Annotated in this window: 8 protein-coding genes; 7 read left to right on the top strand and 1 reads right to left on the bottom strand. The window is 47.3% G+C overall.

From position 1 onward, the window contains the following. Positions 1 to 338 precede the first annotated feature (338 nt). From D0Y50_RS18900 to D0Y50_RS18880, 5 genes are all read left to right on the top strand, one after another. Positions 339 to 719 carry a hypothetical protein gene (locus tag D0Y50_RS18900; protein ID WP_117318457.1) on the top strand — a complete coding sequence of 127 codons (381 nt, stop codon included), beginning with the start codon at positions 339 to 341 and terminating at the stop codon, positions 717 to 719. Between the two features lie 168 nt (positions 720 to 887). Next, the gene (locus D0Y50_RS18895) at positions 888 to 2,456 is read left to right on the top strand and encodes an AMP-binding protein (protein ID WP_117318455.1); all 1,569 of its coding nucleotides are present in this window, start codon (positions 888 to 890) and stop codon (positions 2,454 to 2,456) included. A 162-nt stretch (positions 2,457 to 2,618) separates the two neighbouring features. Further along, a complete protein-coding gene (gene azu / locus D0Y50_RS18890) occupies positions 2,619 to 3,065 on the top strand; it encodes an azurin (RefSeq protein ID WP_108568659.1) in 447 nt (148 codons plus the stop codon). A 470-nt stretch (positions 3,066 to 3,535) separates the two neighbouring features. Beyond that, positions 3,536 to 6,583 (top strand): TonB-dependent receptor, encoded by a 3,048-nt coding sequence (locus D0Y50_RS18885; RefSeq protein ID WP_117318453.1) that lies wholly within the window; start codon positions 3,536 to 3,538, stop codon positions 6,581 to 6,583. A 112-nt stretch (positions 6,584 to 6,695) separates the two neighbouring features. Next, positions 6,696 to 7,439 (top strand): SDR family NAD(P)-dependent oxidoreductase, encoded by a 744-nt coding sequence (locus tag D0Y50_RS18880; protein ID WP_117318451.1) that lies wholly within the window; start codon positions 6,696 to 6,698, stop codon positions 7,437 to 7,439. A 616-nt stretch (positions 7,440 to 8,055) separates the two neighbouring features. Here D0Y50_RS18880 and D0Y50_RS18875 read toward each other — a convergent pair. Beyond that, the gene (locus tag D0Y50_RS18875; RefSeq protein WP_108568662.1) at positions 8,056 to 8,784 is read right to left on the bottom strand and encodes a FadR/GntR family transcriptional regulator; all 729 of its coding nucleotides are present in this window, start codon (positions 8,782 to 8,784) and stop codon (positions 8,056 to 8,058) included. Positions 8,785 to 9,108: 324 nt separating this feature from the next. On the opposite strand from D0Y50_RS18875, the gene D0Y50_RS18870 reads away from it, so the two are divergent. Next, on the top strand, positions 9,109 to 11,331 hold the full coding sequence (locus tag D0Y50_RS18870) for a polysaccharide lyase 6 family protein (RefSeq protein WP_117318449.1): 2,223 nt from the start codon (positions 9,109 to 9,111) through the stop codon (positions 11,329 to 11,331). Next, the gene (locus D0Y50_RS18865) at positions 11,331 to 13,517 is read left to right on the top strand and encodes a heparinase II/III domain-containing protein (protein ID WP_232366319.1); all 2,187 of its coding nucleotides are present in this window, start codon (positions 11,331 to 11,333) and stop codon (positions 13,515 to 13,517) included. Before D0Y50_RS18870 ends, D0Y50_RS18865 begins: the two co-directional genes overlap by 1 nt.

Raw genomic sequence — 13,517 nt, 5'->3', positions numbered from 1 at the left:
TTAAACTAGCTTAGGGTTATGGTGCTAATAATGTTCAACTAACAGATGAACTTATAGAGTTAATTTTGGTAAAGGGCGAATAAAGCTGAAAGAACAATCGCCCTTTTTTTACCCATCACTCCAGTTTGGCTTGTGCTCAGCCCTTTACCCTTCTTTACATTACCCAGCGCAACTATCTACATATAGGTAGGGTCGTATTGAATGTGTATCACTGTTTTTAACGCGACTAAGTAACCATGAATATGATGATGAAAACCCTGCTGCCGGTGCTATTTTGTAGCCCCTTCCTATTAACTGCTTGTGCGCACAAGCCACCGCCCAGGCCGGTTGAGGAGGATATGTTTGTCACCAATATTAAGGACTCTGGGGCAAAGATTTTTCGCTTTAGTATGGCAACTGCGCCTACCGATGAGCCACGCGGGGAAGGGCCCGGCCAACGTAGCGGCGGCCGTAAGGGGCCACCACCGGGCGCATCGCAATCTTCAGGTAGCACTGTGGGTAATGCGGGTACCCAAAGGGGGGATAGTTACAGTAAAAAGCGAGAGGCGCTATACGCCCGCTTGAACGAGAAACTAACCAATACTCAGTATTGCCGTGAAGGTTTTATAGAAATAGATACTTACGAAGCGCAGCGACGTTTTTATCTTCTAGGTGAGTGCAATGAGTCTGCTACCGAACAGGATAAACAGAATTTTGCCAATACCTATCGCTATGATTAACCCACTATTATCCCATACCCCGCATTGCTATCCACAACGCTGGTAATGAATCGCTATCATTTTATTAACAACTTGATTACTGTAGAGCTTTGTCGGCAAATACAGCTTGCACTGAAGTACAGGGTGCGGTCGTGATTTGCAAGATCCGTATTTAAAGGAGATATCCTGATGACCGAATCGGGTGCACACCCATACGACACCACGCTACTGGCCATGTTTAACGATGCCACCCAGCGCTACCGAGACCGTGTTTGTTATGTACAGGGCGACGACAGCCTCACTTTCGGCCAGTTGGCTGAGCAGTCTGGACATTTTTGTGCGTATCTTCAAAGCGAGGGGATCAAAAAAGGCGATAGGGTTGCGCTAATGTGCCCGAATACATTGTCTTTTATGGTGTGTATGTGGGGAATATTACGTACCGGGGCGGTGCAGGTAAATACGAATCCCAATTATACCGCTCGCGAACTCACACATCAGCTAAGTGATGCCAGCGTGTCGTTACTGGTATTTGATGAAAGCGCCGCAGACACAGTCGGCCAGGCGCTGCAAACGGTCGAACATTGCCAATTGATATGCATCACCGGCCAAGCCACTCTTGCCAGTATCTGCGATAAGATTGGCCAGCCTGCGGTAAGTTTATCGCAAACGCTGAGCCAGGGTAGCAATAGCAGCCTGGTACCGGTTTCTGTTACAGCTGAAGATCCGGTGTTCCTGCAATATACCGGCGGGACTACCGGGTTTTCCAAAGGTGCGGTGTTATTGCACCGCAACATCGTGGCGAATATAGACCAAAGCAGTGAACGCTTGGGGCGTCAGTTAGGCCAGCGCGATAATGTGATCATTACAGTACTGCCCGCCTACCATATTTTTGCCTTAACCGTGAATGTCATGATGTTCTTCTCGCTGGGTGGAAAAAACGTGCTGATAACCAATCCTAAAGATGCCCCGCATATCGTCCAGCAGTGGCAACGGCATGAGGTTACGGCAATTACCGGGGTTAATACTCTGTTTAATGCATTAATAAACTTCGAGCCGTTCCGCGCCTTGTCGTTTGACTCGCTTAATCTGGCTATCGGGGGCGGAACCGCCGTGTTGTCTTCCACCGCTAAAAACTGGCAAGTGCTGACCGGCGTCACTTTATTTGAAGGTTATGGTCTATCGGAAACCGCGCCGGTGGTTTCAATAAATTGTGGTGAGCCAAACGGTGGAATTGGTAAACCGGTAATTCATACTGTCTTTAAACTGTTGGATGACTCAGATAATGAGGTAGCTGCTGGCGAACCCGGAGAAATTGCCGTGCGCGGCCCCCAGGTAATGCAAGGTTATTGGCAAAATGAAGAGGCCAACGCTCAGTGCTTCACTGACGAGGGCTTTTTCAAAACCGGCGATATTGGCACTAAAGACAGCAACGATAACTACCACATTGTGGATCGTAAAAAAGATATGATTCTGGTGTCAGGATTTAACGTGTATCCCAATGAGGTGGAAAATGCTGTTTGTCAGCATGATGGGGTGCTTGAGGCAGCCTGCGTTGGCGGGGCCGATCCCCATCAGGGAGAACGTGTACGGGTGTTTGTGGTGCGTAAGGAAGAAAGTGTAACCAAAGAAGCTATTATTCAGGTTTGCCGGGAAAACCTGGCCGCCTATAAAGTACCTAAAGAAATTCACTTTGTAGACGAACTGCCAAAGTCCGGGGTGGGTAAAATTTTGCGGCGCAAGTTAAAAGACAACACCTAAAAAATTATAAAACCCGCGGCCAGTATCGCGGGTTTTTTCTATGTCATAGGTCTATTTTTTGGTGTTCCGACCACTCCCGATTTCGCAGAAAAAAGCGTACTCACAGGCGGTTATACGGTATATTGAAATGTTACAAAATTTTAATAAAAATAAGAGGCGACCATGTACAAACAGTTAATTTCAACACTGTTTTTGTTATCCGGCATCAATCCAGTGCTGGCTAATGAATGTGAAAGCACAATCGATAGCACTGATCGTATGCTGTTTGATAAAAGCGCTATGTCTATACCGTCAAGCTGCAAAACCTTTACTGTCACACTTACCCATAGCGGTAAAATGGGCAAAGACATTATGGGCCACAACTGGGTACTGAGTGAAAAGAACCAGGCGCAGGCTGTCGCCACCGACGGCATGACCGCAGGCATAGACAACGACTATTTAAAACCGGACGACAGCCGGATATTAGCCGCGACTAAACTTATCGGAGGTGGTATGAAGACCTCGGTAACCGTAGAGGTGGCTAAACTATCCAGCGATAAGGAATACACTTTCTTCTGCTCGTTTCCTGGTCATATTAGCATGATGAAAGGAACGCTAAGCGTAGGATGAACGCAACATACTAACCGTTAGGCCAGCTATCTATCGCTGGCCTGCATTAACCAGTATTCTACCCTTTATAAACGCTACCCTTTTTTAGCCTTCTCTTAGTCTTTTCTTAGCCGCCCCCTTCCACAAGAAGCGTTCCCCAATAAACCCATCCTGGGCCATAGTCAAACAATTGGTCATCCATTTTGCGAGTAATATTATACTTTTGGTCAATACGTTTTATCTCGTTCTAGTGCGGATAGCATAGCTTATTACAAAAATGTATAAATAATGTAACTCAGATTAATAAACTTCTGATATACGCTAAGTTACTATAAATTATATAGAATATTTCATTTGTTATACCAATTTAAATTTATTGGTAATGTATTAAATCTTTATTTGGTCAAATTTATTCGTTGACTCTGGTCTGGATAGTTGCTTACATAAAACTTACAAGATCTTTACTTAAGCTTGTGATTTGGAAAGGGACTATGAAAACACAAATAAAACAAAATAAACTCTACAAAGCGATTAAACTTGCCTATTGGAAGCCTGTATTGGCTTCTGCGTTTTGCACTACCACAGTGCTGGCCAGCGGGGCGGTTTACGCGCAACAGCAAAATGAGTCAACGCAGGCCAATCAAGACACTACAGAAATTATTGAAGTAAAAGGCATTAGAAGTACGATTCAGGATTCGATCGACATTAAACGCGAATCTACCACTATTGTGGATGGTATTTCAGCCAGCGATATTGGTGATCTTCCCGCGCTGTCTATTGGTGAGGCACTTGAAACCCTTACCGGTGCGTCGTCGCATAGGGAACAGGGCGGTGCCACCGAAATATCTATTCGTGGTCTGGGACCCTATTTAGGCAGTACCGTATTTAACGGCCGTGAAGCCTCTAATGGTAGCGGAGATCGCTCGGTTAACTTTTCCCAATTTCCTTCTGAATTATTCAACAAAATTGCGATTTATAAAACGCAGGAAGCCAGCCTGATTGAGGGTGGTGTGTCGGGTCAGATAGCCTTGGAAACGGTTAAACCATTAGACTATGGCAAGCGCAGTTTTCAGTTTGAATATAAAGCTAATTGGAATCCGGATAACTCAGACTTAGAAGATCCAGAGCGCGATTTAGGCTCTCGTATTACGGCCAGTTTTATTGACCAGTATGAATCTGCTAAGTTTGGGGAAATCGGCATTTCAGTCGGAGCTCAGAAAAATCTGGCCACCAATCCTGAGCAAGAAGCCCGAACCACCAGTGGTTGGCGCGACTGCCGCTTTGACCCGGCATCTGAAGAGGGGATCTACAGTACTGGCACTTGTGACTCAGGCGCGGGCGACCTAGCACTGGAAGTCGATCCGGCTACCGGCGTAGCACCCGATGCTAATACGCCTTATGTATTTGTGCCCAGCTCGTATTCGTACCGTCAGAATATTACAGATGATGACCGTGAGTCACTGTTTGGCGCGGTGCAGTGGCGGCCCAATGATAAACTGGAAATCAATATTGATGGCGAGTACTCCGACCGGGTGTTCACCGAAGTACGAAATGATTTAGTCTTTGCTGAAAGCCGTCGGATTGATGCCCCCAATGTCGCCGCTGAAGACCATATTGCCGGTGATCTGGTGGTAACTGAGGGCGGAGCATTGCGTAGCTTTACCAACGAGCAACGGATTGAAACGCACAGTCATTACCAAGAAAGGCTGGAAGAATACACCGGCGGCGGCATCAACATTAAATACAATGTAAGTGATGTACTGCGCGTATCGGCCGACTTTTCTACGTCTAAAACGGAACGTCGAGAGAACATCATTCAAACCCGTTTGCAATCAGAGCCTATTGATATTTATGGCAATGAGGTAGTAGGCGCTGACGATGATGGCAGAGTAGAAACCCGCACGGATATTATGCAAAACGGTGCGCTGATACCTACTTTCACTGTACAGAACTTTGACGTAACTAACGCTGACTTATTTGCAGATGCAGCGCGCACCCGGGTAGATTTAAACCAGTTTAGAAATAACAAAATTGACGCCTTTAGAACCGATTTTGACTACATTCCCGACATTGATTTCTTACGAAGCATAAAAGGGGGGTTGCGCTATTCACAACTGGAATATGAAAGTGTGCCGCGGGTAAGAGATGAATTTACTTTTGATGATGAAGCCATCGCTGGTGCCAGTGAAGCATGCCGTAACAGCAGTTTCCCTGAATCAGGCTTTTTATCGGCAGTTTCCGGTGGCCAGCCACTAATTACCAACGTGGATGAAAGCGGCAATGTCATTGAGCAGGGTACCGGTAATGCCTATGCCACGTTTGACCCGCTTTGTCTTGCCAGTAACCTGCTTGGCGATGATCCTTCAGTACCTGCCCCGCGCGATACTATAGAAAATGTAGAGGTTGAAGAAGATACGTTTGCTGTGTATTTACAGGCTGACTACGACACCTTTATTTCAGGCTATGGCGTTAGAGGTAATTTCGGGGTGCGTTATGTGCAGACTGAAGTTAACTCGGCAGGCTTACGTGGTGCGCTGACCGCGGTGTATGATGATGAAGGCGGGTTAAGCGATATTGTGGAAGACGGCAGCGAACTGACCCGGATTGAAGGCGGAAGCGACTACAGCGAGTTTTTACCCAGCTTTAACCTAGTTGTCGATTTAACCGAAGAAGTTATTGTGCGTGGTGCTCTATACCGTGCGTTATCCAGACCGAGCCCGTCGGATTTGGGCTATGGACGTAGCTTTTCTGGGTTAAGCTCTGATAGCGCAAACGACTCGTTAAATGATGCAGTAGGCTTGGCAGTGGCCAACGGTAACCCATCGTTAGAGCCGCTGTTATCGTGGAATGCGGATACCGCCGTTGAATGGTACGCCAATGACGATACTATTTTGGCTTTGGGGCTTTATTACAAAAGCTTTGAAGGTGGTTTTGAAAATACCTCTGCGGTGGAAACTTTTACCGTTGACGGGCAGGACATCGATACCATCGTTACTACGCAGCAAAAAGATGATGACACCAGTACTATCTATGGCGTAGAAATTACCGCCTCTCATTCACTTAGCTATTTAGATAGCTGGCTACGTGGCTTCGGTGCCAAGATTAGCTACAACTATTCAGATTCAGACTTTGAGTTTGAAGATGCCCAGTTTGGAGCTTCATCTGTTTACGACGGCGACACGGAAGTGGAACGCGTCGGTATTGTGCCACCGGCAAACCTATTCGGTTTCTCCAAACATGTCCTGTCTACACAGGTGTATTACGAGATGGGTGGATTTAGTGCCGCGCTGAACTACAAGTACCGTAGCGAGTATTTCCAGCAATTTATATCAACCCCCGGCAACTTGCGTTATGTAGGGGATACCGGCGTATTTGAAGCGCGTATGTCATACCGTATTAACGAGCACTTAAAAGTGTCTGTGGAAGCAATCAACCTGTTTGATGAGCCACGTCGTCAATACAATCCTCAAATGGAGAATTTCTCTGAGGTGAATGTCTACGGGCCGCGGATGTTTGCTGGCATACAGTATCGCTATTAACCGCGATAAGTATACGCCCCGGTTGAAACCGGGGCGTATTGGTTATGTTTAACTTAAGCAGTCATGGTGGCTTATACATGCTGCTCCATCATTTCATTACGGAGATCCCGCTATGATTTTACAAGACCGGGTCATTATTGTTGCCGGCGGTGGACGTGATATTGGCGCCGCCTGTGCTTATGACATTGCTAAAAAAGGCGCGAAAGTGTTAATTACCTACCACGCCAGCGCCGAAGGTGCGAATAAGGTAGTCGATAACATCAAACAAAGTGGCGGCCAGGCAGAAGCGATTCAAGCCGACCTGACCAACCCGCAACAGGTGGCCAGTTGCGTAGCACAAACACTGGAGCTGTTTAATAAAATAGATGGCTTGGTACATGTCGCGGGTGGCTTGATTGCCAGAAAGAAAATTACTGAAATGAGCCTGGAGCATTGGCGTCATGTAATGGACGTTAATATGACCTCTCTGTTCTTAATGTCGCAAGCGGTAATCCCGCATCTTTCGAACAAAGGCAGTATTGTCACGTTTGCCTCGCAGGCGGGACGTGATGGCGGCGGCGGGGCAGTTCCCTATGCTAGCTCTAAAGGCGCAATCATGACATTTACACGCGGGCTGGCAAAAGAGTTAGGCCCAGATATTCGGGTTAACAGCGTGTGTCCTGGCATGATCAGTACCGGCTTTCACGATACCTTTACCCCCGATGAAGTCCGTAAAAATGTGGCCCAGGCCACGGTTTTAAAAAGGGAAGGCGAAGCCTCGGAAGTGGCCTCTCTGGTATCCTTTCTATTGAGCGATGAAGCCTCGTATATTACGGGTGCCAATATCGACATTAATGGCGGGCTGGTGTTCTCTTAACATCGGCTCAACAACAGGCAGTGTGTAATGCAGGTGTCCCCTGCAATTTCGTGTGAAGTAAGCCCTTCTATTTCAGAAGGGCTTTTTTATACTCGCCGCATAATTGGTAATATTATTAATGTGAAATTGGTTGACAAATTGTCGCCCAATTATTAAATTGGCTATACAGTTACAGCATGCTCACTGACTTATTGACATTGATACTGACTTTGCTTTGAGCTGGAATGCTAACAGGCTATGGCCGTCATTGGCTGTAATTTCCTGTTATGTCGCGCACATTACGCGCAAATGAAAAAGCGGCTATATGTATTTTAGCGATAATTAGGTTATGCGCAGTGACGCACAGGTAGCAAGCGATACCCACTAGATAATAGCGAAATTAAAAAATAGTACTCATAGAAGTACCCTACGTAAGCAACGGGCTTCCTACAGGAAGCCCGTTTTATTTCTACATCGCTATTGTATTGAATATGCTTAAATGCAGCAGAGAATGGAGTCTGAGACGTTTATTGCGGCGCCGGTGATGCACTATGCCTGTTCTAAACCCCATACTACGCTTATACCCGCCTTGTTATTATTTACAGCCAGATAAACAGGTACACCTGTTCTTATCGTATTACCGTAAGTGTGAAATAGAATACAAGCCGCGGGTTTCATCCGTCTTCCGTTTAATCTCTTCCAGCGCTTTAGCTTCGCTAGCGTCAAATAAAGCATTGATGAGACGATTAAAATGATTATGCATAGCTTTGCGAGCGGCCGCTGAATCGTGGCTGGCTATGGCATCGTAAATCTGGGTGTGCTCTACCATACGCTGTTCGCTGCTTTGCGAGCATACGCCGTCATAAGAGTTCACAATTTGCGGCACATTGCGCCGTAGATTCCATAAATTTTCAACGCTATTAAGTAGCGCATTATTACGCGTAGCATTTGCAATAATCTCGTGAAACCGCTGATCAGCGGCATCTGCCAGTTTCGGGTTTTTCATCTCAACCAGGGTTTGATGTAGCGCTTTAAGCTCGCCATCCTGAATAGTTGTGGCCGCCAGCGCGGCCGCTTCACCTTCGATTAATGCCCGGGCCTGGGTTAACTCAAACGCACTGATTGGTTTGCTTAAGTGGTCAGGTTTCTTCTGTTTGAGCACATACACGCCCGAGCCGGTTTTAACTTCCACCCGCTCTCGCACTTCCAGCGCAATAATCGCTTCACGAACTGTGGGACGACTGACGTTATTGGTCTCGGCCAATTCCCGCTCAGGGGGTAATCGACTGCCAACGGGGTACACGCCAGCATCAATCATTGCTTCTAAATTATCTACGATGGACCAGAAAAGCCGACGCGCTTTCATGCTAAATACCTATCTTAAAAACCGGTGGTCATAACCATTCTCTACAATTGTAGTCCGAAACCTTTTACCAGCGCAAAGCGCGGTCAGGCAAGGGTTCTAATAGCTAAGCCCATGCGATAAACCAAATTGGTAATACAGATATAGCACATATTGTAAAATAAGTTAAAGAAATTGGTTGTATTGTTGAATTTCATTGGTTAGATTTGTATGTAGAGAATGTAACACACATGTTATTTATTCGGGTAGGTGCTGATGCCAATTTCCACCACCTACCGCATTTGAATTTGCACCATTCGGTGCGCAAGGGTTTCAGGGAGACATTTTATGCGAGCATGGTTTCAACCACTGGTAGTCGCGATGAGTGTGGCCACAGCATTTGGTTCAAATACTGTGATGGCCGCCGACTATCTGGTCGACAATCCACAAGACTTCAGACAGCAGCAAAAGCAGTTACAGCCTGGAGATACCATGATTCTGGCAGATGGCGACTGGAAAGACTTTGAAGCCCGCTTTGAAGCCAAAGGCACTGCTGATGCCCCTATTACTCTTACGGCGCAAACGCCTGGTAAAGTGCTTATCAAAGGTGTGTCGAATTTGCGTATTGGCGGCGAGCATCTGATTATTAAAGGACTGGTGTTTACCGAAGGGCATTCGCCTACCAGTGAGGTGGTTTCTTTCCGCATAGATAAAGATACCGTTAGTAATCATGTGCGAGTGACTGAGCTGGTCATCGACAACTTTTCTAACCCGGATCGCTTTGAGTCAGATTACTGGGTAGGAATTTATGGCAAGCATAATCGTCTTGATCACAGCCATCTGGCGGGTAAACGCAACCAGGGCGTAACGGTAGCGGTTCGTCTTAACAGTGAACAAAGCCAACAGAATTATCACCGTATTGATCATAATTACTTTGGCCCCCGGCCGGAGCTAGGTTCGAATGGAGGGGAAACCTTACGTATAGGGACCAGCCACTATTCGCTTACATCATCGTTCACTACCGTTGAGAACAACGTGTTCGACCGGTGTAATGGTGAAGTGGAAATTATTTCAGTGAAATCTGGTGATAATAAACTGCTGAACAACACGTTTATTGAGTCGCGTGGCACGCTTACGCTACGCCATGGCAACAATAATACGGTTAGCGGCAACGTATTCCTGGGCAATGGGGTGGCCAATACCGGAGGCGTACGGGTGATTAATAAAGGCCAGGAAGTTGCCAACAATGTTTTTGTAGGGGTGACCGGCTACCGTTTTGGAAGCGCATTAACCGTCATGAATGGAGTGCCAGATTCACCCATCAACCGTTACCATCAGGTAGAAAATGCCAATATTCATCACAATACCTTTTATAACGTAAGCAATTTACAGTTTGCTGCCGGTTCTGACGATGAGCGCAGTGCCGTGCCGGTAAGCAGTAAATTTACCCACAATCTGGTCGTCGCAGATGATGCCACCACCGAATTTGCAGCATTTGATGATGTTAGCGGCATTACCTTCGCTGACAATCTGGCAACCTTTAAGCCAGTTAAACCTTTTGCGCAGGGATTCACCCAGGTTGAAGTGGATGCTCCCAATAAAGGATGGCCGGCTGCTCAGTCGGTAAATCGTCAGCAGGTGGGTGCCAGTGCAGATACCAAAGCCATGCACAAAGATGAAGTTGGCCCGTCGTGGTATGCCAAGCCCGCTGCGCAGACCGAATTTGACAGTGGCGCCAGCCACACTGTAACGCCGGGGCAAAATGCGCTGTTCGATGCGGTAGAACGTGCCGCTGATGGGGATGTGTTAGTTCTGTCAGCAGGGCATTTTAATGAAGAAAAAATCATCCCTGTAAATAAGACGCTGACCATCCGCGCCGCCGAAGGAGAGGAGGTCGTTATTGCGCCTGCCCGCGGCACATTATTTGAAATTGACAATGGCGGTAGCCTTGCCATCGATGGTCTTACCCTTACCGGAGAAAATGCCCCCGATAGCGCAGGCAATACCCTGATACGCACGCTCAAATGGGGCATGTTGAAAAACTACCGGCTGGTGGTGAAAAACACCACAGTAAAAGCATTAGACATTAATCACTCCTTTGATTTTTTTGCGGCCGGCGCGCGCAGCTTTGCCACCTCAATCGATATCCAAAACAGTACCTTCGAGAATATTACCGGCCACGTTTTGCGCTTGAATCAGGAGCAGGATGATCTGGGCATATATAATGTTGAGCAGCTCACCATAACCGGGTCTGAATTTACCGATATACAGGGGGCCTTGGCGTTAGTTTATCGCGGTGGCACTGATGAAAGCACATTCGGGCCGCAGGTTCATATAACCGAGAATACGTTAACGAATGTGGGGCACGGCAAGCGTAACAAAGCGCAGGCCAGCCTATATTTTCACGGTGTGCAGCAAGCGATGGTTAAACAAAATAACTTTGTATCGGCGGCGGCGCTACGGGTAGAGGAAACGGTAGGCGAACCAACCACCGAGCTGAGTAAAAATAGTTTTAAACAAACAGGTCAGCCCGAAGTCATTAACTTTTTAGCTACCGCAGGGGGCAAATAATGAAACAGCCTAAGACAATGCTAAATGCGGTGATCAATTTTTTCTTATTGCTTATGTTATGTGGTGTGCTTAGCTGGCAGGCAAAAGCCACCGTGTTAATTGATAATGAGGATGTCAAAGCGATGCGTGAAGCGGCTGGCCAATCAGGTCGGTTTGCCGAGGCTTATCAGCAGTTGCGTAAGCAAATGGATAAGGTGATAGCACAACCTACAGATGTTCCTGTGCCAGTAGACGCAGGTGGCGGCTATACCCATGAGCAGCACAAACGTAATTATCAGAATATGTATCAAGCCGGGCAGTTATATTTACTGAGTGGCGATAAAAAATATGCTGATTATGTCACCAAAATGTTGCTGGACTATGCGGCACTCTATCCCACGCTACCTCGTCACCCTCAACGTAAAAGCAGCAATGAAGGCAAGTTATTCTGGCAAGGATTGAATGAAGCGGTGTGGTTGGTGCACACCATCCAGGCATACGATTTTATCAAGGACTCTCTGAGCGAGGCACAGCGCCAGACTATTGAAAAAGGTGCCCTGCGGCCGGTGGCTACCTTTTTGTCGGTAGAGTCTCCCCATACCTTCAACAAAGTACATAATCATGGCACCTGGGCCAACGCGGCGGTGGGCATGACAGGTTATGTGATAGGCGAACCTAAATGGGTTGAATGGGCGTTGTACGATTTGAACGAATCCGGTAAGGGCGGCTTCCTTAAGCAACTTCAACAGCTGTTTTCGCCAGACGGCTATTACACAGAGGGGCCTTATTACCAGCGCTATGCGTTAATGCCGTTTGTAACCTTTGCCAGTGCCATTGAACAAAACGAGCCCGAGCGTAAGATTTTTGAGTACCGGAACGGCATTCTGGAAAAGGCCATTCAAACCACCATCGAGTTAAGCTACAACGGTTTGTTTTTCCCCTTGAATGATGCCATCAAATCTAAAGGTATCAGTACGATAGAGCTAGTGCACGGCGTTGCGCTGGCCTATCAGTTAACCGGCGATACGCGCTTTTTGGATATTGCGAAGCAACAGGACACCGTATTACTTACTCCTGCCGGGTTAGCGGTCAGTCAAGCGCTGGATAATAACGAAGCGACTGCCTACACCATGCCCTCTCGCGTATATCTTGATGGGCCTGACGGAAAGCAAGGTGCGCTGGCAGTATTGCGGGCACATACCAAAGATAAACCCGCGGTTGTGTTTAAAGCTACCTCGCAGGGTATGGGCCACGGCCATTTCGACAAATTAACCTGGCAGTTTTACGACAAAGGCAATGAAATCGTCAGTGACTATGGTGCGGTACGCTTTTTAAACGTGGTAACAAAAGAAGGCGGGCGCTATTTACCTGAAAACACGTCTTACGGCAAACAGTCGATTGCCCACAACACGATGGTGGTGGATGAAACCAGTCATTTCAATGGCAAAGTAAATGTGGCTGACCGCTATGCGCCCACCTTGTTATTTGACCAGCATGGCGATGACCTTCAGATAGCCGCGGCCAATATCGATACCGCTTACCAAGATACGATGTTGCAACGGGTTATCGCGTTAGTAACGGTTGCTCCAGGTAAGACGCTGGCAGTAGATATTATTAGCGGGAATAGCCCGTCTGAACATCAATACGATGTTCCCCTGCATTATCAAGGCCAGTTGACGTATATCAACCAAGCGGTAAATAGCTACAGCAAAACCATGTCTGCGCTGGGCGATGCGAATGGTTATCAGCATCTATGGTTACAAGGAGAAGCGCCATTTGAAAATCAGCCCGCGCAAGTTAGCTGGCTAAATGACAATGGTAAATTCTATACGCTGACCACCGCACCCCTGCAAGGCAAAGTCATGTTTACCCAAATTGGAGCGGGCGACCCCAACTTTAATCTACGCAATGAAAAAGCGGTAATCGTACGCCAGCGCGGACAATCTGCCCGGGTCGTCTCGGTATTAGAACCCCATGGTAGTTACGATGCCGCCAAAGAACAGACGGTGGCTAGTACGCCAGACGTTGCCTCAGTCGCTTATGGTGAAAACAACGGCGTAAGCTGGGTGCAAATTACGTTAAAAGATGACCAGCAGCATATGTTGGCCTATCGCACCGCAGAGGCTGCCAACAAGGTTAGCTTTGCAGTGAACGGTCAGCAATACACACTTACCAAGCATGCCCAGCTGTTCAAGAACATTAAATAA

Origin of the sequence: Salinimonas sediminis (genome assembly GCF_003429285.1) — a bacterium.
GTDB classification, from domain to species: Bacteria; Pseudomonadota; Gammaproteobacteria; order Enterobacterales; family Alteromonadaceae; genus Alteromonas; species Alteromonas indica.
Note: the sequence above shows the minus strand (reverse complement) of the source record. Positions and strands in the feature narration are given on the sequence as shown.